Source organism: Phocaeicola coprophilus DSM 18228 = JCM 13818 (assembly GCF_000157915.1).
Lineage (GTDB): Bacteria > Bacteroidota > Bacteroidia > Bacteroidales > Bacteroidaceae > Phocaeicola > Phocaeicola coprophilus.
The window spans coordinates 1-19833 of sequence record NZ_EQ973643.1 but is presented as its reverse complement, the minus strand read 5'-3'; the positions used below and the strand labels follow the sequence as shown (position 1 = coordinate 19833).

Here is a 19833-nt window from a genome sequence, read left to right as displayed (position 1 = left end):
TTCCACCTACTGGAACTTTTTGTTTCACTAGGAAGAAACTTTAGTTTCACCAGCAGAAAACTTTTGGTTCGTCTAGGGAAAACTGTTGTTTTCATAGGCCGAAACAAAAGTTTTGTCCTGTTAAACACCTTACATTGTCCGGATGATTCTTTCCGGATGTCCGTTTATTTGGTCTGTGAATATCCGTCAGCCTTCAGCAGTTCGATGATTCTTTCTCTGAATTCTCCCTGAATGAGGATTTCCCCTTCCTTGACAGAACCTCCCACACCGCATTTGGTTTTCAGCATACGGCCCAGTTCCTTCAAGTCATCTTCCCGGCCTGTGAATCCGCTGACTACGGTGACCGTCTTTCCGCCTCGTCCTTTTTTCTCTATTTTTACGCGCAGCTTCTGGGCCCGTTTCTCGGGTGTTTCGGCTTCTCCTTCCGTTTCTGTTTCATAACGGAAGTCGGGGTTGGTCGAATAAACTATATTCAGTCGGTCTTTCCAGTCATTTTGTTTCATAAGCATTGTTTTTTGTCAGGAGGCAAAGGTACGTTTTTTTTCTTCATTCTTTCCCGCATTCCAAATAAATACCGTAATTTTGCAACCGAGTGAATAGACAAAGCTGAGAAAGATGACTACCCGTTCAGGTAAAAATATAGAGAAAATACCGGAACCGACACTTCGCCGGCTACCCTGGTATTTGTCCGGTGCCAAGCTGATGCGTGAGCGCGGGGAACGCTATATTTCGTCTACCCGGTTGTCTGAACAGATCAATATAGATGCTTCACAGATTGCCAAGGATCTTTCGTTCGTGAATATTTCCGGACGTACGCGTGTCGGATATGAAATCGACTCCCTGATCCGTGTACTCGAAGACTTTCTGGGATTTACCCGTCTGCATAAAGCTTACCTTTTCGGAGTGGGAAGCCTTGGAGGAGCCCTGCTTCGTGACTCGGGACTGGCACAGTTCGGTCTGGAGATTGTGGGAGCGTTTGATGTCAATCCCGAACTGGTAGGTACCAGTATAAACGGGATTCCCATTTATCACACCGATGAGTTTACCGAACGTATCCGTCAGGATGGGGTCTGTATCGGCGTACTGACCGTACCTATCAGCATTGCCCAGGAGGTGACCGACCGGATGGTGGACGGCGGAATCCGTGCAGTCTGGAACTTTACTCCCTTCCGTATCCGGGTGCCTGAGCATATTGTGGTGCAAAACACTTCGCTGTATGCCCATCTGGCTGTGATGTTCAATCGTTTGAATGAAACCCTAAAGAAATAATAAATACTTATGAAGATTATAGCGATCGGCATGAATTATTCCCTGCATTGTCAGGAATTGCATGCAGATGAGGCCTTGCCTCAGGAACCGGTCATTTTCATGAAGCCGGATTCTGCCTTGCTGAAGGACAGCAAGCCCTTTTTTATTCCCGATTTTTGTGAGCAGGTTGATTATGAAACGGAGCTGGTGGTCCGCATCAGCCGGTTGGGAAAGAACATTGCCGAGCGCTTTGCTTCCCGCTATTATGATGCCGTAACCGTAGGAATTGACTTCACGGCCCGCGACTTGCAGCGTAAGTTCCGTGCGGAAGGCAAGCCCTGGGAACTCTGCAAGGGCTTCGACAATTCGGCTGCCATCGGTGACTGGGTGCCTGTGGAACGCTTTTCCGATATTCAGCAGATCGGTTTCCATCTGGATATCGACGGAAATACGGTACAACGGGGAAATACGGCAGACATGCTGTTCGGGGTTGACCGCATCATTGCTTATGTCAGCCGTTTCTGTACGCTGAAAATCGGTGACTTGCTTTTCACCGGAACTCCGGTCGGAGTCGGTCCGGTCCGCATCGGAAACCATCTGGAAGGTTATTTGGAGAACGATAAAGTATTGGATTTTTATATACGATGAAAATAAGAGTAGGATTCGGCTTTGACGTCCACCGGCTGGTGGAGGGCCGTGAATTGTGGCTGGGAGGTATTCGTCTGGAACATGAACTGGGCCTGTTGGGCCATTCAGATGCAGATGTCCTGATCCATGCCATTTGTGATGCCCTGCTGGGAGCTGCGAATATGCGTGATATCGGTTATCATTTCCCCGATACGGCAGGCGAGTTCAAGAATATTGACAGCAAGATTCTGCTGGCCCGTACCGTCGATCTGATTGCGGAAAAAGGCTGGCGGGTAGGCAATATTGATGCGACGGTTTGTGCCGAACGTCCCAAGCTGAAGGCCCGTATTCCCGAAATGCAGGAAGTACTGGCTCACGTAATGGGAGTTGAGGCGGACGATGTTTCCATTAAGGCAACCACTACCGAGAAGCTGGGTTTCACCGGACGGGAGGAAGGAATCTCAGCATACGCTACGGTATTGATTGAAAAAGACTGATTTGCCGGAGGAGTTCAGAGAATCAGTCCCAGAGCAAGGAGCAGACCGAAAAGCAACATGTTGCGTGAGGTCTCTCCCAGAATGCGGTTCAGGGCTTTTCCCTTTCCGATACGTGCCATTTTCTGTGTTGTAAGAATATGGGGTATCAGATAGAGCTGGGGAAGCAGGACCGCATAAATTTTTCCCAGCCAGATAAAGTAGAAGCAGAGCCAGCATGCGGCCATTCCGAGCAGAAAATACAGCAGCAGCCCCGTGCGTGCCCCGAAGCGGACCACGAGTGTTCGCTTTCCGCTGACTGCATCCTGCTCCCGGTCGCGGAAGTTGTTGACCATCAGCAAGGTGTCAATAATGAGTCCGCAGGCAAGAGAAACCACAAAGACTGCCGTGTTCCAGCTGTGAGCCATGACATAGAAGGTACATCCTACGGGGACAAAGCCGAAGAAAATGAGCACCAGTACATCTCCCCATCCGTGATAGGCCAGCGGATAAGGACCGGCCGTATAGAGAAAGGCGAATACGACACAGGCCAGACCTACGGGAATCATTTCCCATCCTCCGTAGCTTAATAAACCCAGACCGACGCAGCAGGCCAGTAGCGTGGTGACTGCAATGCCCCGTTTCATTCCGGCAGGTGTGATCCAGCCTTGCGCACAGGCACGTTCCGGTCCCAGACGGTCTTCCCGGTCAGTTCCCTTCAGATAGTCGTACAAGTCGTTGATGAAATTGGCATCCGTCTGCATCAGAAAGGCAAACAGGAAGCAAAGCAAGGCCGGAACAGGCTGGAATTTTCCGAAGATATAAGCCAGTGCGCAGCCTAGCAGAACCGGAATTGCGGCTCCGGTCAGTGTCTTGGGACGCATGGCCAGCAGCCATGCCTGAAAGGAATTGGGTTTTATCGAATTGTTCATACTTTCAGTGATTATTGTATTAAAAAGTCCACAAAGGTACGGAGTTTTTTCATCTTTTCCTTCATTTAGATGGCGGTATATTGCTTTTTTATCCATACATTTGCAGTATACTATGACTTGATAACAAGAATTTTATAACGGAGTGGTTATGTTGCGTAAAATCAGACTGACGTTGGCTGTCTGCTTCTTCCTATGTATCACCGGGCTGTTTCTGGATTTTACAGGAACACTTCATACCTGGCTGGGGTGGATGGCAAAAATTCAGTTCTTGCCGGCCGTGCTGGCACTGAACGTGGGGATTGTAATAGCACTGGTTGTGCTGACACTGGTCTTCGGACGGGTGTATTGTTCGGTAATCTGTCCTTTGGGCGTCATGCAGGATCTCTTTGCATGGTTCGGTAAACGGGGTAAAAAGAGGAAGTATCATTATTCCTATTCTCCGGAAAAGAAAGGATGGCGTTACGGCTTTCTGGCTCTGTTCCTGTTGATGCTGGTGGCCGGTATCGGTTCCGGAGCAGCTTTACTGGCTCCTTACAGCTCTTTCGGACGGATTGTTTCCAATTTGCTGGCTCCTTTATACGGATGGGGAAACAACCTGCTGGCTTATTGGGCAGAACGGGCAGACAGTTATGCCTTTTATGAAACGGATGTGTGGTTGAAAAGTCTGCCTACTTTCCTGATTGCTGTCATTACGGTGGTTGTCTTGTTTGTGCTGGCATGGCGTAACGGACGTACCTATTGTAATACGGTTTGTCCGGTGGGGACGGGATTGGGCTTCTTCTCCCGCTTTTCATTGTTCCGCCCGGAACTGGATGCCGGGAAGTGCAGGAACTGCGGACTTTGTGCCCGTCAGTGCAAGGCTGCCTGTATCGACTATAAAAATCATCAGATAGATTACAGCCGGTGTGTGGCTTGTATGGATTGTCTGGATTCCTGCCGTCATGATGCTCTTCATTTCCGTTTGCGGACGGCGAAGGCTGCCCGTCCGGCCGTGGAGAAAACAGAACCGGCCGGACCGGCAGATGATTCCCGCCGCAGTTTCCTGGCATCGACAGCTCTGTTGGCTGCCGCAACGACACTGAAGGCTCAGGAAAAGAAGGTCGACGGCGGTCTGGCCGTCATTGAAGACAAGCAGATTCCTCACCGGAACACACCGATTGTTCCGCCGGGAGCGTGGAGTGCCCGTCATTTTGCCCAGCACTGTACGGCCTGTCAGTTGTGTGTGTCTGCCTGCCCTAACGGAGTTCTCCGTCCTTCCACCGATCTGATGAAACTGATGCAGCCGGAGATGTCTTATGAACGTGGATATTGCCGGCCGGAGTGTACCCGCTGCTCGGATGTATGTCCGACCGGAGCAATCCGTCCGATCATGGTGGAAGACAAGTCGTCTACACAGATCGGTCATGCCGTATGGGTGAAGAAGAACTGTGTGGTATTGACAGATGGGGTAGCATGTGGAAATTGTGCCCGTCATTGTCCGGTGGGAGCGATTCAGATGATTCCTTCCGAGCCGGGAAATCCGGATTCTTTGAAAATTCCGGCTGTCAATGTGGAACGGTGTATCGGATGCGGAGCTTGTGAAAACCTTTGTCCGTCACGTCCGTTCAGTGCCATTTATGTGGAAGGGCATGAGATGCACCGGATGGTGTAAGGTGGTTGCAGAAAACTGTTCATTGTTTTAACGGATTTAAGAAAGACAGATATGACAAATAACAAAGAAATATCCCGCCGCAGCTTTCTGAAGCTGATGGGAGCTGCCGGAGCAACGGCGGTAGGAGTGGCTTCCTGTGATGGTAAGAAGGACGGGACGAATGCGGTGGAAGAGATACCGACCGGTCAGATGACTTACCGTACCAATCCTTCAACCGGAGACAAGGTTTCTCTGCTGGGATTCGGCATGATGCGTCTGCCGTCTGTAGGAGGACGGAGTGCCCGGGAGGGAAAGGAAGAAATTGATCAGGAAATGGTGAACCAGATGGTGGATTATGCCATTGCCCATGGAGTGAACTATTTTGATACGTCTCCGGCTTATTGCCAGGGTAAATCAGAACAGGCAACGGGTATTGCCCTCAGCCGTTATCCGCGTGACAAGTATTTTATTGCTACCAAGCTTTCGAATTTCTCGCCCGCTACATGGAGCAGGGAAGCCTCGCTGGCCATGTATCACAACTCGTTTAAGGAGTTGAAGGTGGATTATATAGACTACATGCTGTTGCATGCAATCGGTATGGGAAATGGTATGGAAGAATTCGAATCGCGTTATGTGAAGAACGGAGTCCTCGATTTCCTGCTGGAAGAACGGAAGGCCGGGCGTATCCGTAACCTCGGATTTTCTTATCATGGAGACATCCGTGTATTCGACTATCTGCTTTCCCGTCATGATGAGTACAAATGGGATTTCGTTCAGATTCAGCTGAACTATCTGGACTGGAAGTATGCCAAGCAGATCAATCCGACCAATACCGATGCCGAATACCTGTATGCAGAACTGGCCAAGCGAAACATTCCGGCAATTATTATGGAACCGTTGCTGGGAGGACGTCTTTCCAATGTGCCCGATAATATCATGGCCCGGCTGAAAGAACGGGAGCCGGAACGCAGTGTGGCTTCATGGGCATTCCGTTATGCGGGAACTTATCCGGACGTACTGACAGTGCTGAGCGGCATGACGCGGATGGAACATCTTCAGGATAACCTGCGTACCTATGCGCCGTTGCAGCCGCTGACGGAAGAGGAAATCCGCTTCCTGCATGATACGGCAACGCTGATGATGGAATTCGATACCATTCCGTGTAATGACTGCAAATACTGTATGCCTTGTCCTTATGGACTGGATATACCGGGTATTCTGCTGCACTATAACAAGTGCCTGAACGAAGGAAATATTCCTCAGAGTTCGCAGGATGCCAATTATCGGGAAGCACGTCGTGCCTATCTGATCGGTTACGACCGCAGTGTCCCGAAACTTCGCCAGGCCAGTCATTGCATCGGGTGTAACCAGTGCACTCCGCATTGTCCTCAGAGTATTAATATACCGAAGGAACTGCATCGGATTGATGCTTATGTGGAACGTCTGAAGCAGGAAACCTTATGATGGGTGAACTGGTAAGCCTTCTTCACGAAGGTGGTTACTCTCTGGTATTGCAGAAGGACGGAAAGATACATACCTTTTCGGAACGCGGTGTGGCTGATTTGTATCGGCTCCGTTCCGAAAATCCGGAACTCCTGCAGGGAGCTTTTCTGGCAGATAAGGTTGTCGGTAAAGGAGTTGCAGCCCTGATGATTCTGGGAGGAGTGGCGGAACTGCATGCAGATGTGATCAGTGAGCCTGCTCTTTCCTTGCTGGCTGAAAGTCCGGTGCGTGTGTCGTACGGGGAAAAGGTACCTTCGATCCGCAATCGGGCCCGTACCGGTTTCTGTCCGCTGGAAACCTTGTGCAAGGATGCGAAGACGGCAGCCCAGTGTCTGCCGCTGATTGATGAATTTGTAAACTCAATGAAGAAATAAGAATGGAAGCAACTGTAAAATTGTATACGTATGGCTATCGTGAGGTCAGAACCTATGTGATGGCATGTTTGTTTGTATTGGGCAATGTGGCATTGCCACAGCTTTTTCATCTGATTCCGCAAGGAGGAATCATCTGGCTGCCGATTTATTTTTTTACGCTGGTAGGAGCCTATAAGTATGGATGGAAGGTTGGTTTGCTGACCGCCATCGCTTCTCCGCTGGTCAATTCCTGGTTCTTCGGGATGCCTGCACCGGCTGTTTTGCCGGCTATTCTGACCAAGTCTCTGCTGCTGGCTGTTGCGGCTGGCTTTGTTGCTGCCCGGTTCAAGAATGTATCCTGGAAAGGATTACTGGCCGTTGTTCTGTTTTATCAGGTTGTCGGAACTTTAGCTGAATGGGCTTATGTGGGTGACTTGCGCCTGGCTTTGCAGGACTTCCGGATCGGTCTGCCGGGTATGCTGCTGCAGGTTGTCGGTGGTTACTGGGTACTTCGTCGTATCATGCAAAAATAAAATGCTTGTGTGGCAAAGAAAGATATGGCTGTTTGCACTGGTGGCCACCATGCTGCTGACTTCTTGTGCAACAGCCTCTCTGACTCCCTCGAAAGGAGTGGGGAGGGTCCGTCAATATGATTTCTACAGTGCACAACTACCCGATTCTTTTGACGGTTTCCGGGTAGCATTTGCTACGGATTTCCATTATGAAAGCCGTTTTACGGCCCGGCGGCTTCCCCATCTGATTCATACGCTTCAGTTGCTGGATACAGATGTGCTCCTGCTGGGAGGAGATTATTGTGGAAGGGCAGGCGGAAACATGGATTCTTTATTTAACGCTTTATCCCGGATACAGACGCCCTATGGAACTTATGCAGTGATGGGAAACCATGAACGCGGTGAGGTGGACCGTCAGGTACGTCTGGCGATGCAGCGTACAGGTGTCCGTCTGTTGGAACATCAGACAGATACACTTTGGAAAGGAACGGAGTTCATTTTGCTGGCCGGAGTACGGAATCCGTTTGATCTGAAACAGAACGGGGTGTCTCCTACGCTATCTCTGCAACCGGAAGATTTCGTTCTTCTGCTGACGCATACACCGGACTATGTGGAGGATGTGGACGTTTCCAATACCGACCTGGCACTGGCCGGACATACGCATGGCGGGCAGGTCAGTCTGTTCAAGCGCTGGACACCGGCCCGTTTCTCTAAATACGGGAATCGTTTTTTGACCGGTCTGAAGAAAAACAGCCGGGGAATTCCTGTTATCATCAGCAATGGTATCGGAACTTCCCGTAAAGATGTACGGTTATTTACTCCCAGTGAAGTGGTTCTGATCGTTCTTCATAAGGAATAGAACGGGGCAATTCGATCAGAATTGCTGGTAAAGTTTCCGTTCCTGAATGATCCGGTGAACTTCCGGATGCAGGAAATAGCGGATATCTTTTCCTTGTGCCAGACTCTCCCGGATGAAAGTTGAACTGATTTCCAGCAGGGGACTGTGTACGGCTTTGACACGTGACGGGAGGCTGGATTCATCAAGGGTATATCCCTGTCGCGGATAAATCAGCAAATGATATTGTTCAAGAATGACTTCCGGTGATTTCCATTTCTGGAATGCCTGCCAGTTGTCCGCACCGATAATCAGGTAGAATTCACGTTCCGGATAAGCTGCAGACAGTGCCTGAAGTGTGTGGATGGTATACGAAGGGCGTGGCAAAGAAAATTCGAAGTCGGAAGCGCGGAAACGGGAATATCCGGCTACAGCCTTCTGAACCAGTTCCAGACGGGTGTGGTCATCAAGCAGTTCGCTTTGTTGCTTGAACGGGTTTTGGGGAGAAACCAGAAGCCAAACCTCGTCCACTTCGCCATATTCGCACAGGTAGTTGGCCAGTGCCAGATGGCCGATGTGGACGGGATTGAACGAACCTCCGAATATCCCTGTTCTCAAAGGTTCTTTTTCCATTTACGGTAATTGACAATTTGCCATGCTCCAACCAGTAGCATAGCAGTTGTGATGATATATTCTTCTTTCGCTACGGCAACGATGGCAACCGCTAAGGCTGCCAGTCCGATGAAGATACAGAGTATCATCATTATCCGGATTGTTTTTTTAGGGTCTTTGGGCATGGCTTATTGATTGATGAAATTCCGGATTACTTGTAATGCTTCAGCTTCAGCTGTTTCCAGATTGTCATTGACAATCACTACATCGAACTGCTTGGCAAATCCCAGTTCGAATTCAGCTTTTGCCACGCGGCTTTCGATAACTTCGGGTGCATCCGTACCGCGTCCGTTCAGACGTTTGCGGAGTTCTTCTACTGAAGGGGGTTGGATAAATACGGAAAGAGCCCGTTCTCCATAGAATTTTTTGATGTTGCATCCGCCTACTACGTCTACGTCGAAAATAACATTCTGACCTGCAGCCAGCTGTTTTTCAACCTGACTTTTCAGTGTTCCATAGAAGCGGTTCGGGTAAACTTCTTCGTATTCCAGGAATTCACCCTGTGCAATTCGCTGTTTGAATTCTTCAGGGGTCAGGAAGAAATATTCTACTCCGTTTTGTTCGTTGCCGCGAGGCGCTCTGCTGGTTGCCGATATGGAAAAGGCCAGGTTCAGATTCTGTTGCAGCAAATAATTGATAATGGTTGATTTGCCGGAACCGGACGGGGCTGAAAAAATAATAAGCTTTCCGTTCATACTTACATTACATTTAAGACTTGTTCCTTAATTTGTTCCAGTTCGTCCTTCATCTGAACTACGATATTTTGCATTTCGGCATGATTGGACTTACTGCCGGTGGTGTTGATTTCACGTCCCATTTCCTGAGCAATGAACCCCAGTTTCTTACCTTGTCCGTGTCCTCCGGCCATGGTTTCTCTGAAATATTTTAAATGATTGCTGAGACGCTGTTTCTCTTCGTTGATATCCAGTTTCTCGATATAGTAGATCAGTTCCTGCTCCAGACGGTTCTTGTCGTAATCGATGCTGAGCGATTTTTCCAGAGCTTCAGTGATTCGCTCTCTGATTTTGGTTACGCGCTCTTTTTCATAAGTTTCGATGGATTTCAGCAATCGTTCGATGTTGTCAATCTTTTCGGCGAATTTCTTTTCCAGAGCTGCTCCTTCCTGCTTGCGGAAGTCAACCACATGCTGCAAGGCTTCCTCTACAGCCTTTCTGACCGTATTCCATTCTTCCTCTGTCAGTTCTTGAATATCTACACGAGTAAGGACATCCGGCATACGAAGCAGGGTAGCAAACCAGTCTTCCGGTAACGGAATATTGCATGTTTCGGAAATAGTCTTGATTTGTTGATAGTAATTCTGCAGGAGTGCAGTGTTAATGGGAGTTGCAGCTTCTGCCGCTTCTTTTTCAATCCAAAGATTGACATCTACTTTCCCGCGTTCCAGTGTTTTGGAAATCAGGTTGCGGATCTCCATTTCTTTTTCGCGGTATAACGGGGCAATGCGGGTGGACAAATCCATCGCCTTGCTGTTTAACGATTTGATTTCTACGTAAATTTTTTTGTCTCCGAAAGTGGCAGTCGCCTTGCCATATCCGGTCATTGATTGTATCATAACTAATGTATTTTTTTGCAAAAGTAACCATTTTATGGAAATTAAGTGCAAATAAAAGTGTATATTTGCACCCTACATAATATAAAAAAGAATCAAGCTATGTCCTGCATATTGCATATAGAAACATCTACGGAAACATGCTCCGTTGCATTGAGCCATGATGGGGCTTCAGTGTTTAGTAAAGAAAACTTTGACGGTCCGTCACATGCCTCACTGTTAGGAGTGTACGTTGACGAGGCTATGTCTTTTGCCGATAGTCATGCTTTACCTGTTGATGCTGTAGCAGTGAGCTGCGGTCCGGGGTCTTATACAGGATTGCGAATCGGCGTTTCGATGGCTAAAGGTTTGGCTTTCGGACTGAATGTTCCGTTGGTGGGACTTCCTACTCTTGAGGTGATGTGTGTACCGGTATTGCTGGGAAAAGATCTGGAAGATGACGCGATGCTTTGCCCGATGATCGATGCCCGACGTGCAGAAGTATATGCAGCTGTATACGACCGTGCATTACATCCTTTACGCCCTGCCGGTGCTGATATCGTTGAACCGGGTGCGAATCCTTATCTGGAGTTTCTGGAACGGGGACCGGTATACTTCTTCGGGAACGGAGCTGGTAAATGCCGTGAAGCCTTGACACATCCGAATGCTCATTTCGTAGATGATATCCGTCCGCTGGCTCGCTGGATGTTTCCTCTGGCTGAAAAAGCGATAGCCCGTGAGGAATTTCGGGATGTAGCTTACTTTGAGCCATTTTATCTCAAAGAATTCGTGGCTTCAAAACCTAAGAAGCTGATTTAATGAATATGAACAACAACGGATCAAGACATTATGGAATATAATACACAACAACGCAAGCTTCCGTTGCCTGAATATGGCAGAAGTGTACAGCACATGGTAGATCATGCGCTGACCATTGAAGATCGTGAAGAGCGCCAACGGTGTGCACGCACGATAGTGAATATTATGGGAGGGATGTTTCCTGCGCTGAGAGATTCGGCTGATTTTAATCGAAGATTATGGGATCATCTGGCTATTATGTCGGATTTTCAACTGGATATCGACTATCCTGTGGAAGTCGTAAAGCGAGAAAGCCTGGAAGTGAAACCTGACCGTTTGTCGTATCCTCAAAAGAATATCCGGTTCCGTCATTACGGCCGTTTTATTGAAGATCTGGCAAAGACCGCAGCAGACATGCCCGATGGTGAAGAGAAGCAGCGCTTGCTGTTCCTTGTAGCCAGTCATATGAAAAGAGATTACCTGAACTGGAATAAGGACAGTGTGGAAGATCAGAAGATTTTTGATGATCTTTCCTTGCTTGCTGACGGTAAGGTACAGCTCTCGACTGCTGATTTCCGGTTGGCAGAACAGCGTCCTTTCATCCCGCGTAAAAAGCAGATGGGAGGTTCACAGAAAAAGAAATATTAATTGAATAATCAAATCTTGGTTTGGTATGGCATCATTTGTGATTGAAGGAGGACATCGGCTTCAGGGCGAGATCGTCCCTCAGGGAGCTAAGAATGAGGTACTACAGGTGGTGTGTGCGACTCTGCTCACCAGTGAGGAAGTGACTATTGAGAACATTCCTGATATTCTCGACGTGAACAATCTGATTCAGCTTTTGCGGGATATGGGAGTCAAAGTTTCCCGTACGGGAGTAGACACTTATACCTTCCGTGCAGATGAAGTGGATACGGCCTATCTGGAGAGTCAGGAATTTTTGCAGCGTTGCTCAAAGCTGAGAGGTTCCGTCATGCTGGTTGGTCCGTTGCTGGCCCGCTTCGGACGTGCACTGATCTCCAAGCCAGGAGGAGACAAAATTGGCCGTCGCCGTCTCGATACACATTTCCTGGGTATCAGTAAACTGGGAGCAGAATTCACTTATGATTCAACCAGAGGTATTTTCCGTATTCAGGCAGATCATCTGAAAGGAGCTTATATGCTGCTTGATGAGGCTTCCGTAACAGGTACGGCCAACATTATCATGACAGCTGTTCTGGCTGAAGGTACCACTACAATTTATAATGCAGCGTGTGAACCTTATGTTCAGCAACTTTGCCGAATGTTAAACAGTATGGGTGCACGTATCTCGGGTATCGCCTCTAATTTGCTGACAATTGAAGGTGTAACTTCCCTGAAAGGCTGTGTACATCGTGTATTGCCCGATATGATTGAAGTAGGTAGTTTCATCGGTATGGCAGCAATGACAGCCAGTGAGATAACTATCCGTAATGTGTCGTATGAGAATCTGGGGATTATTCCTGACAGCTTCCGTCGTCTGGGTATTCAGCTGGAACAGCGGGGAGATGATATTTTTGTTCCCAGACAGGAACATTATCAGATTGAATCTTTCATTGATGGATCTATCATGACCATTGCTGATGCTCCATGGCCGGGACTTACACCTGACTTGCTGAGTGTCATTCTCGTAGTGGCCACTCAGGCGAAGGGAAGTGTGCTGATTCATCAGAAGATGTTTGAAAGCCGTCTGTTCTTTGTTGATAAACTTATAGATATGGGAGCACAGATCATCCTGTGTGATCCTCACAGAGCTGTTGTGATCGGTCATGACCGTAATTTCTGCCTCAGAGGCGGAAACATGACTTCTCCGGATATCCGTGCAGGAATTGCTTTGCTTATTGCAGCATTGAGTGCTGACGGAGTAAGCCGGATACACAACATCGAACAGATTGACCGTGGCTATCAGAATATAGAACAGCGACTCACTGCATTGGGTGCGCGAATCACTCGTTTGCCTTAATTCATTTAGGTATGATTAAGAAAGAGGAAGTTTTTAAGATCGGTATTATCAATAAACCGCATGGGGTGAAAGGAGAAGTATCCTTTACCTTTACTGACGATATTTTTGACCGGGTGGAGGATTGCGATTATCTGGTTCTTCTGCTTGATGGAATTTTGGTTCCTTTCTTTATCGAAGAATATCGTTTCCGTTCGGATAATGTCGCTTTGGTAAAGTTTGAAGGGATTGATTCAACTGAAAAAGCACGGACCCTGACCAATGTGGAGGTTTATTATCCCGTGAAGTTTATGGATGATCAGGAGGAAATCTCGTCGTGGAACTATTTTATAGGCTTTCGGGTAGAGGATATTCATCACGGATGTCTGGGTACAGTCGTTGATGTGGATGATGCTACCATGAATGTGCTTTTTGTCATCGAAAACGGAGATGAGGAAGTTCTGTTGCCGGCTCATGAAGAGTTTATTCTTGATATTGACCGCAAGAAGAAGATTCTCAAGGTGGACATTCCCGACGGGTTGTTGGACTGACGGATTGTGAATGAACTAATAAGGTACTGATATGAAAAGGAAAGGTCGTAAAGCATTCTGGCATAATATCAAGTTTAAATATAAACTGACTATTATCAATGAGAATACCTTGGAAGAGGTAGTGGGTATTCATGTGTCGAAGCTTAACGGGCTTTCAGTCTTGCTTGCTGCATCGACCGTCATATTTCTGATTGCCGCATCCATTATTGCTTTTACTCCCTTGCGCAACTATCTGCCCGGATATATGAACAGCGAGTTGCGTACTCAAGTCGTGACCAATGCGCTCCGTGCGGATTCTCTGGAGGAAGCTCTGGCTCGTCAAAACCATTATATTATGAACATTCGTGATATTCTGAGCGGAGAGGTAAAGGCTGACACAGTCAAGTCCATAGACTCGCTGGCTAACCAGCGTGCCGAGGAACTGATGGAACGGACTGCGGAAGAAGATGCTTTTCGTAAAAAGTATGAAGAGCGTGAGCGTTATAATCTGACGGCTGTCAACGATGCCCATAGCGCCATCGGATTGAATTTCAGACGTCCTACTCGTGGAGTAATGGCGACAAACTTTAATCCGGAGGGGAAACATTTTGGGGTGGATCTGACAGCCAGTCCCAATGAAAGTATAGTAGCTGCATTGGATGGTACAGTTATTCTGGCTACTTATACGGCAGATGCCGGTTATGTAGTCCAGATTCAACATACACAAAACTTTGTGACTGTTTACAAACATTGTGGTTCATTGATGAAAACAGAAGGTGACAAGGTGAAAGGAGGAGAGGTCATTGCACTGGTAGGTAAAAGTGGCAATGAAAAGGATACTCCTCATCTGCATTTTGAAGTGTGGCATAAGGGAAACCCTGTCAATCCGGCTAAATATGTAGTATTTTAAAGGTTATGAAGAAACAAATAGCAATATTAGGTTCTACAGGATCAATCGGGACACAGGCGCTGGAAGTGATTGCCGAACATCCCGACTTGTATGAAGTGTATGTTCTGACAGCTAATAACCAGGTGGATTTGCTGGCTGAGCAGGCCCGTAAGTTTCATCCGGAAGCTGTTGTAATCGCTAATAAGGATAAATATGCCAGACTGAAAGAAGCTCTTTCCGATCTGCCGATTAAGGTTTATGCCGGAGAGGATGCCCTTTGTCAGGTTGTCGAATCAGGTCCAATTGACATTGTATTGACCGCAATGGTAGGATATGCGGGGCTTCGACCGACTATCAATGCTATTAAGGCAGGTAAGGCCATTGCTTTGGCAAACAAGGAAACACTGGTGGTTGCCGGAGAACTGATCAATGCTCTGGCAGCAGAATATCATACACCGATCTTGCCGGTTGATTCGGAGCATTCTGCAATATTCCAATGTCTGGAACCCGGAAATCCGGTTAGTAAAGTGATTCTGACGGCTTCTGGAGGTCCCTTCCGTACCTTTACCAGGGAGCAGCTTCAAACTGTGACCAAAGAACAAGCCTTGAAACATCCCAACTGGAGTATGGGAGCCAAAATTACCATTGACTCTGCTTCTATGATGAACAAGGGTTTTGAAGTGATCGAGGCACGTTGGCTATTTGGCATGCGCCCTGAGCAGATAGAGGTTGTCGTTCATCCGCAGTCTGTCATTCATTCAATGGTAGAATTTGCTGACGGTGCCGTGAAGGCCCAACTGGGAGTTCCGGACATGCGTTTGCCTATTCAATATGCATTCTCCTATCCGGTCCGCGAGAGTCTCTCCGGAGAAAGACTGGATTTCGTGAAGTGTCATACGCTGACTTTTGAAGCTCCGGATACAGAACGTTTCCGTAATCTGGCTTTGGCTTATGAAGCTCTTCATCAGGGAGGAAATATGCCTTGTATAATTAATGCGGCCAATGAAGTAGTTGTGGCTTCTTTCCTGCAGGACCGTATCTCGTTCCTGGGAATGAGTGATGTCATAGAGCAGGCAATGAGCAAAGTTCCGTTTATTAAGGAACCTACATACGCAGATTATGTGGCCACTGATGCAGAAACCCGTCGAATAGCAGCTGAACTGGTTATCAATGCACCTTCTTTTTCTAAAAGTAAATAGTCCTTAAAAGTAAAATATCAGAAATTAGTAATAGAAAAGTAAAACAAGAGTAGAATGGAAACATTTTTGATTCGTGCCCTTCAACTGGTACTTAGCCTTTCGTTGCTGGTTATCATTCACGAAGGAGGACACTTTTTCTTTGCCCGTCTTTTTAAGATTCGTGTAGAGAAGTTTTATATCTTTTTTGATCCCTGGTTCTCGCTTTTCAAGTTCAAGCCTAAAAATAGCGAGACTGAATATGGAATCGGCTGGCTTCCCTTGGGAGGTTATTGCAAGATTTCAGGAATGATTGATGAATCAATGGATACCGAGCAGATGAAGCAACCGCCTCAGCCGTGGGAGTTTCGTTCGAAGCCAGCATGGCAACGCCTTCTGGTCATGATCGGAGGAGTATTGATGAATTTTTTGCTGGCTTTGTTTATTTATTCTATGATTCTGTTCACCTGGGGAGATCAGTATATCGCCTTGAAAGACATGAGTTATGGAATGAAGTTTAATGAAACGGCGCGCGAAATCGGTTTCCGTGACGGAGATATTCTGGTCAGTGCGGATGGAAAGGAGCTGACACGTTATAATGTTGATATGCTCCGTAGCCTGGCTGAAGCACGTGAAGTCGTTGTATTGCGTGATGGAAAGGAAGAGCAGATTCTCATGCCGGAAATCAGTTTGCTGGAGATTGCAAAGGAAGATCCTCCATTTGTGGATATGTTGATCCCTAATGTTGTCGATTCTGTTTTGGCCGATGGAGGATTTGCGAAAGCCGGCTTGCAGAAGGGAGACTCCTTGATTGCCTTTAACGGAACACCGTTGCATTCCTGGAATGAATTTACGGAACAGCTCGGTGAACTTCGTTTGCGGTCGGAGGTAGAACAGAAATCATCAGCATCTTTCTCGCTCGTATATTCACGGGCAGGAGTACGTGATACAGTAAATGTTACAACGGATGACCAGTTTAAGGTACTGGCCTATTCCATGAATCCGGGTTATCAGCCGACTCGTCTGACTTATGGTTTCTTTGAATCATTCCCTGCCGGTGTCGCTTTGGGCATCAATACCCTCAAGGGGTATGTGAATGATATGAAATATGTATTCACAAAAGAAGGAGCCAAGAGCGTGGGAGGCTTTGGAACAATCGGAAGTATTTTCCCGAAAGTCTGGGATTGGCAGCGCTTCTGGTCAATGACGGCTTTCCTTTCCATTATTCTGGCTTTCATGAATATTCTGCCGATTCCGGCATTGGATGGAGGACATGTTCTGTTTTTATTGTATGAACTTGTAGCCCGTCGTAAGCCAAGTGACAAGTTCCTTGAGTATGCTCAGATGGTAGGAATGTTCTTGCTCTTTGGCCTGTTGATCTGGGCCAATTTTAATGACATTCTCCGTTTTGTGTTTTAGGAGTAAATAAAATGGCAGTTTTATGGATCAGAGCAAATCCTTAAAAGTAGCTTGATATATTGCTGATGAAGCCTGTTCCTTTTGTCTGGAGACAGAAAAGGAGCAGGCTTTGTTTATATATGCGTAGGAAGAGGAATTCTTTGTAATTTTGTTCGGTCAGAGGGAGCAAGGAAGCTGCCTGTCTGGAGATTGCGGGGATTCTGTGCCTGACAATAATTTGTAAACCAAGATAAGTGAAAATGAGAAAATTAATGTTGACCATTCTGCTTGCGGGAGGTATGGCAGCTTTTATGCCGGTAGCTGCTCAGGAACGCCATCCCGAATATTTACAGGCAGAGAAATTTACCGGTTCCAAACTGAAGAACATGTTGTTTTCTACCAAGGTGGATCCTCACTGGTTTCAAAAAGGAAACTGTTTCTGGTTTGAGTATAAAACGAGTGAAGGAACTTTCTGGTATGTCGTTGATCCTGTTGCACGTACAAAGAAACTACTTTTTGACCGTGAGAAACTGGCAGCTCAACTGACGGAAATTGTGCAGGATCCTTTCGAAGCCCGTCAGATCCCTGTCCGTAACTTGAAGGCTGGAGAAGACGGACGTACATTTACTTTTGAGATTGTTTCTTCTCAGGACAAGAAGTCAGATGATAAGAGCAAGAAGGATAAGAAAGAAAAGCAGGTCTTCTATTTCTCTTATGACTATCCGACACAGAAGCTGACTCATTTGACGGATAAGGAAAAGGAAGCTGACCGGAAAGGATGGGCTTCCGTATCACCCGACGGACAAACGGTTGTATATGCCAAGGATTGTAACCTTTATAAGATGAGCATTGCTGACTATCGCAAGGCACAGAAGGATGAAAAGGACAGTACAATTGTGGAAGTTCAGCTGACAACAGACGGAACACCGGATTTTGGCTATGGAATACCTTATAGCTTGTTGAATACAGATACACTTTGCAATGGCAAACGCCGTTATGCCTGGGGTGCATGGTCTCCAGACTCCAAACACTTTGTAACGGTTGTTTCTGATGACCGTGCTGTAAAACCGTTGTGGGTGATTAATGCAGTGGCTAGTCCCCGTCCTACACTGGAAACCTACAAATATCAAATGCCGGGAGAAATGGAAGCTCCGGTAGAACATCTTTATTTGTTTGATATGACTACGAACTCACGTAAGGAGATTCGTACGGCAGCCTGGAAGAATCAGTCACTTGGACTGGAGTTCCGTCCGTTAGAACAGAAACAACGTGACAGTGAGTTCCGTCCTTTGGTATGGCAGGGAGATGACCGCCGTTTCTTCCTTACACGCAGCAGCCGTGATTTGCACCGTATAGATGTTTGCACGTATACTTTAGGTGAGGACTCCATTGTTCCTATTGTAAAGGAGCGGATGAATACCTATCAGGAAACGCGTCCGATCCATGTCTTTGCGGGAGGTAAGGAATTTGTTCAGTGGAGTGAACGGGACGGATGGGCTCACTTGTATCTTTATGATGAGCAAGGTAATCTGAAGAACCGGATTACGGAAGGTCCCTGGCACGTGGAACGCGTTGTGAAAGTCGATGAGTCAACCCGTACGATTTACTTTGTGGCTTGCGGACGTGAGGCCGGTGAAAATCCGTATTATGAGCATTTGTATCGTGTAAAGGCAGACGGAAGCGGACTGAAACTGTTGACCCGTGGTGATTATTTCCATGAAGTAGAAATGGATGACGAAGCCCGTTTTGTTGTAGATAACTATTCACGGGTAAATACGATCCCCTGCGCAGAGTTGACAGACTCGGAAGGACGTCGTATTATGACCATTCAGGAGAGTGATTTCTCACAATTGAAAGCAGCAGGTTATCAGTTCCCGGAACCTTTTACCGTGAAGGCTGCAGATGGAGTAACTGATCTTTATGGAGTGATGTATAAGCCTTTTGACTTTGATTCAACAAAGGTTTATCCAATTATTGATTACGTGTATCCTGGTCCGCAGGTAGAGGCTGTGAACTATCCGTTTACCCGTATGAGTGTCCGTACGGACCGTCTGGCTCAGGCTGGTTTTATTGTGATAACAGTGGGACAGCGCGGAGGACATCCGTCCCGTTCAAAATGGTATCATAATTATGGTTACGGCAATATGCGTGATTATCCGTTGGCAGATCATGTAGCTGCGGTTGAACAGTTGGCTGCACGTTATGGATATATCGATTTGACACGCGTTGGTATTCATGGACATTCTGGAGGAGGTTTCATGTCTACAGCAGCGATCCTGCAATATCCTGATTTCTATAAAGCAGCCGTATCTTGTGCCGGAAATCATGATAATCGTATCTATAATCGCTGGTGGAGTGAAACTCATCATGGAGTCCGTGAGGAAATGACAGAACAGGGAGATACCATATTTGCCTATAAGATTGCAACAAACCCGGAAATAGCCGGACAGTTGAAGGGACATTTGATGCTGGTTCATGGAGATATTGACAACAATGTACATCCGGCCAATACATTGCGTGTAGTGGATGCTCTGATCCGTGCAGGCAAGCGTTTCGACTTGTTGATGTTGCCCGGACAGCGTCATGGTTTTGGTGATATGGATGAATACTTCTACTGGAGAATGGTTGATTTCTTCACCGATCATTTGAAAGGCTGGCATGAAAAGCCGGTTGATATTCCACGTCGCTAATGGGAAAAAGCATTTTATCCTTTCCGCTCGCAGCTTCGCGATGCGGGAAGGATAAACCTGTT

The 19833-nt window shown here is 47.1% G+C and carries 22 protein-coding genes; 16 read left to right on the top strand and 6 right to left on the bottom strand.

Going from position 1 to position 19833, the window contains the following annotated elements; genetic code table 11:
* Positions 1–164 precede the first annotated feature (164 nt).
* Positions 165–503 carry a translation initiation factor gene (locus tag BACCOPRO_RS08045; protein ID WP_040311380.1) on the bottom strand — a complete coding sequence of 113 codons (339 nt, stop codon included), beginning with the start codon at positions 501–503 and terminating at the stop codon, positions 165–167.
* A gap of 112 nt (positions 504–615) precedes the next feature.
* Between BACCOPRO_RS08045 and BACCOPRO_RS08040 the strand changes: the two genes are divergently transcribed.
* The 3 genes from BACCOPRO_RS08040 to ispF are packed head-to-tail and all read left to right on the top strand — an operon-like array spanning position 616 to position 2372.
* Entirely contained in the window at positions 616–1269 is a 654-nt protein-coding gene (locus tag BACCOPRO_RS08040; RefSeq protein WP_008142617.1) for a redox-sensing transcriptional repressor Rex, read from the top strand.
* A gap of 9 nt (positions 1270–1278) precedes the next feature.
* Complete coding sequence (locus tag BACCOPRO_RS08035) at positions 1279–1896, top strand: fumarylacetoacetate hydrolase family protein (protein ID WP_008142615.1); 618 nt, start codon at positions 1279–1281, stop codon at positions 1894–1896.
* Positions 1893–2372 (top strand): 2-C-methyl-D-erythritol 2,4-cyclodiphosphate synthase, encoded by a 480-nt coding sequence (gene ispF / locus BACCOPRO_RS08030; RefSeq protein ID WP_008142614.1) that lies wholly within the window; start codon positions 1893–1895, stop codon positions 2370–2372. The genes BACCOPRO_RS08035 and ispF overlap by 4 nt, the downstream gene beginning before the upstream one ends.
* A 14-nt stretch (positions 2373–2386) precedes the next feature.
* On the opposite strand, the gene BACCOPRO_RS08025 is transcribed toward ispF, so the two are convergent.
* Positions 2387–3280, bottom strand: coding sequence for a 1,4-dihydroxy-2-naphthoate polyprenyltransferase (locus BACCOPRO_RS08025; RefSeq protein WP_040311379.1), 894 nt, complete (start codon positions 3278–3280; stop codon positions 2387–2389).
* Between the two features lie 148 nt (positions 3281–3428).
* On the opposite strand from BACCOPRO_RS08025, the gene BACCOPRO_RS08020 reads away from it, so the two are divergent.
* Genes BACCOPRO_RS08020 through BACCOPRO_RS08000 form a run of 5 tightly spaced genes read left to right on the top strand, consistent with a single transcriptional unit; the run spans position 3429 to position 8137 of the window.
* Entirely contained in the window at positions 3429–4931 is a 1503-nt protein-coding gene (locus tag BACCOPRO_RS08020) for a 4Fe-4S binding protein (RefSeq protein WP_008142611.1), read from the top strand.
* 51 nt (positions 4932–4982) lie between these two features.
* Complete coding sequence (locus BACCOPRO_RS08015) at positions 4983–6374, top strand: aldo/keto reductase (protein WP_008142609.1); 1392 nt, start codon at positions 4983–4985, stop codon at positions 6372–6374.
* Entirely contained in the window at positions 6371–6787 is a 417-nt protein-coding gene (locus tag BACCOPRO_RS08010) for a DUF1893 domain-containing protein (protein WP_008142608.1), read from the top strand. Before BACCOPRO_RS08015 ends, BACCOPRO_RS08010 begins: the two co-directional genes overlap by 4 nt.
* 2 nt (positions 6788–6789) lie before the next feature.
* Complete coding sequence (locus BACCOPRO_RS08005; protein WP_008142606.1) at positions 6790–7299, top strand: hypothetical protein; 510 nt, start codon at positions 6790–6792, stop codon at positions 7297–7299.
* A gap of 1 nt (position 7300) precedes the next feature.
* Positions 7301–8137: a metallophosphoesterase gene (locus BACCOPRO_RS08000; protein WP_008142604.1), complete on the top strand. Its 837-nt coding sequence runs from the start codon at positions 7301–7303 to the stop codon at positions 8135–8137.
* 15 nt (positions 8138–8152) lie between these two features.
* On the opposite strand, the gene nadD is transcribed toward BACCOPRO_RS08000, so the two are convergent.
* The 4 genes from nadD to BACCOPRO_RS07980 are packed head-to-tail and all read right to left on the bottom strand — an operon-like array spanning position 8153 to position 10358.
* Complete coding sequence (gene nadD / locus BACCOPRO_RS07995) at positions 8153–8746, bottom strand: nicotinate (nicotinamide) nucleotide adenylyltransferase (protein ID WP_008142603.1); 594 nt, start codon at positions 8744–8746, stop codon at positions 8153–8155.
* Complete coding sequence (locus BACCOPRO_RS07990) at positions 8728–8877, bottom strand: hypothetical protein (protein ID WP_246497756.1); 150 nt, start codon at positions 8875–8877, stop codon at positions 8728–8730. The genes nadD and BACCOPRO_RS07990 overlap by 19 nt, the downstream gene beginning before the upstream one ends.
* A gap of 36 nt (positions 8878–8913) precedes the next feature.
* Positions 8914–9480 (bottom strand): guanylate kinase, encoded by a 567-nt coding sequence (gene gmk / locus BACCOPRO_RS07985; protein ID WP_008142599.1) that lies wholly within the window; start codon positions 9478–9480, stop codon positions 8914–8916.
* 2 nt (positions 9481–9482) lie between these two features.
* The gene (locus tag BACCOPRO_RS07980) at positions 9483–10358 is read right to left on the bottom strand and encodes a YicC/YloC family endoribonuclease (RefSeq protein WP_008142597.1); all 876 of its coding nucleotides are present in this window, start codon (positions 10356–10358) and stop codon (positions 9483–9485) included.
* A gap of 99 nt (positions 10359–10457) precedes the next feature.
* Here BACCOPRO_RS07980 and tsaB point away from each other — a divergent pair, with 99 nt between their 5' ends.
* From tsaB to BACCOPRO_RS07940, 8 genes are all read left to right on the top strand, one after another.
* The gene (gene tsaB, locus BACCOPRO_RS07975) at positions 10458–11153 is read left to right on the top strand and encodes a tRNA (adenosine(37)-N6)-threonylcarbamoyltransferase complex dimerization subunit type 1 TsaB (RefSeq protein WP_022277674.1); all 696 of its coding nucleotides are present in this window, start codon (positions 10458–10460) and stop codon (positions 11151–11153) included.
* A gap of 30 nt (positions 11154–11183) precedes the next feature.
* Entirely contained in the window at positions 11184–11780 is a 597-nt protein-coding gene (locus BACCOPRO_RS07970) for a DUF4290 domain-containing protein (RefSeq protein WP_008142593.1), read from the top strand.
* 25 nt (positions 11781–11805) lie between these two features.
* Complete coding sequence (murA, locus tag BACCOPRO_RS07965; protein WP_008142592.1) at positions 11806–13113, top strand: UDP-N-acetylglucosamine 1-carboxyvinyltransferase; 1308 nt, start codon at positions 11806–11808, stop codon at positions 13111–13113.
* Positions 13114–13124: 11 nt separating this feature from the next.
* Positions 13125–13640, top strand: coding sequence for a ribosome maturation factor RimM (rimM, locus tag BACCOPRO_RS07960; RefSeq protein ID WP_008142590.1), 516 nt, complete (start codon positions 13125–13127; stop codon positions 13638–13640).
* A gap of 31 nt (positions 13641–13671) precedes the next feature.
* Positions 13672–14529: a M23 family metallopeptidase gene (locus BACCOPRO_RS07955; RefSeq protein ID WP_008142588.1), complete on the top strand. Its 858-nt coding sequence runs from the start codon at positions 13672–13674 to the stop codon at positions 14527–14529.
* Positions 14530–14534: 5 nt separating this feature from the next.
* Positions 14535–15707 (top strand): 1-deoxy-D-xylulose-5-phosphate reductoisomerase, encoded by a 1173-nt coding sequence (locus BACCOPRO_RS07950; RefSeq protein WP_008142585.1) that lies wholly within the window; start codon positions 14535–14537, stop codon positions 15705–15707.
* Positions 15708–15761: 54 nt separating this feature from the next.
* A complete protein-coding gene (gene rseP, locus BACCOPRO_RS07945; protein ID WP_008142584.1) occupies positions 15762–17102 on the top strand; it encodes an RIP metalloprotease RseP in 1341 nt (446 codons plus the stop codon).
* A gap of 239 nt (positions 17103–17341) precedes the next feature.
* The gene (locus BACCOPRO_RS07940; RefSeq protein ID WP_008142581.1) at positions 17342–19771 is read left to right on the top strand and encodes a S9 family peptidase; all 2430 of its coding nucleotides are present in this window, start codon (positions 17342–17344) and stop codon (positions 19769–19771) included.
* Positions 19772–19833: the final 62 nt, after the last annotated feature.

Excerpts from the sequence above, each read along its gene's own strand:
- BACCOPRO_RS08045 (WP_040311380.1), bottom strand. The coding sequence starts at position 503 with ATGAAACAAAATGACTGGAAAGACCGACTGAATATAGTTTATTCGACC.
- BACCOPRO_RS08040 (WP_008142617.1), top strand. The coding sequence starts at position 616 with ATGACTACCCGTTCAGGTAAAAATATAGAGAAAATACCGGAACCGACA.
- BACCOPRO_RS08035 (WP_008142615.1), top strand. The coding sequence starts at position 1,279 with ATGAAGATTATAGCGATCGGCATGAATTATTCCCTGCATTGTCAGGAA.
- ispF (WP_008142614.1), top strand. The coding sequence starts at position 1,893 with ATGAAAATAAGAGTAGGATTCGGCTTTGACGTCCACCGGCTGGTGGAG.
- BACCOPRO_RS08025 (WP_040311379.1), bottom strand. The coding sequence starts at position 3,280 with ATGAACAATTCGATAAAACCCAATTCCTTTCAGGCATGGCTGCTGGCC.
- BACCOPRO_RS08020 (WP_008142611.1), top strand. The coding sequence starts at position 3,429 with ATGTTGCGTAAAATCAGACTGACGTTGGCTGTCTGCTTCTTCCTATGT.
- BACCOPRO_RS08015 (WP_008142609.1), top strand. The coding sequence starts at position 4,983 with ATGACAAATAACAAAGAAATATCCCGCCGCAGCTTTCTGAAGCTGATG.
- BACCOPRO_RS08010 (WP_008142608.1), top strand. The coding sequence starts at position 6,371 with ATGATGGGTGAACTGGTAAGCCTTCTTCACGAAGGTGGTTACTCTCTG.
- BACCOPRO_RS08005 (WP_008142606.1), top strand. The coding sequence starts at position 6,790 with ATGGAAGCAACTGTAAAATTGTATACGTATGGCTATCGTGAGGTCAGA.
- BACCOPRO_RS08000 (WP_008142604.1), top strand. The coding sequence starts at position 7,301 with ATGCTTGTGTGGCAAAGAAAGATATGGCTGTTTGCACTGGTGGCCACC.
- nadD (WP_008142603.1), bottom strand. The coding sequence starts at position 8,746 with ATGGAAAAAGAACCTTTGAGAACAGGGATATTCGGAGGTTCGTTCAAT.
- BACCOPRO_RS07990 (WP_246497756.1), bottom strand. The coding sequence starts at position 8,877 with ATGATGATACTCTGTATCTTCATCGGACTGGCAGCCTTAGCGGTTGCC.
- gmk (WP_008142599.1), bottom strand. The coding sequence starts at position 9,480 with ATGAACGGAAAGCTTATTATTTTTTCAGCCCCGTCCGGTTCCGGCAAA.
- BACCOPRO_RS07980 (WP_008142597.1), bottom strand. The coding sequence starts at position 10,358 with ATGATACAATCAATGACCGGATATGGCAAGGCGACTGCCACTTTCGGA.
- tsaB (WP_022277674.1), top strand. The coding sequence starts at position 10,458 with ATGTCCTGCATATTGCATATAGAAACATCTACGGAAACATGCTCCGTT.
- BACCOPRO_RS07970 (WP_008142593.1), top strand. The coding sequence starts at position 11,184 with ATGGAATATAATACACAACAACGCAAGCTTCCGTTGCCTGAATATGGC.
- murA (WP_008142592.1), top strand. The coding sequence starts at position 11,806 with ATGGCATCATTTGTGATTGAAGGAGGACATCGGCTTCAGGGCGAGATC.
- rimM (WP_008142590.1), top strand. The coding sequence starts at position 13,125 with ATGATTAAGAAAGAGGAAGTTTTTAAGATCGGTATTATCAATAAACCG.
- BACCOPRO_RS07955 (WP_008142588.1), top strand. The coding sequence starts at position 13,672 with ATGAAAAGGAAAGGTCGTAAAGCATTCTGGCATAATATCAAGTTTAAA.
- BACCOPRO_RS07950 (WP_008142585.1), top strand. The coding sequence starts at position 14,535 with ATGAAGAAACAAATAGCAATATTAGGTTCTACAGGATCAATCGGGACA.
- rseP (WP_008142584.1), top strand. The coding sequence starts at position 15,762 with ATGGAAACATTTTTGATTCGTGCCCTTCAACTGGTACTTAGCCTTTCG.
- BACCOPRO_RS07940 (WP_008142581.1), top strand. The coding sequence starts at position 17,342 with ATGAGAAAATTAATGTTGACCATTCTGCTTGCGGGAGGTATGGCAGCT.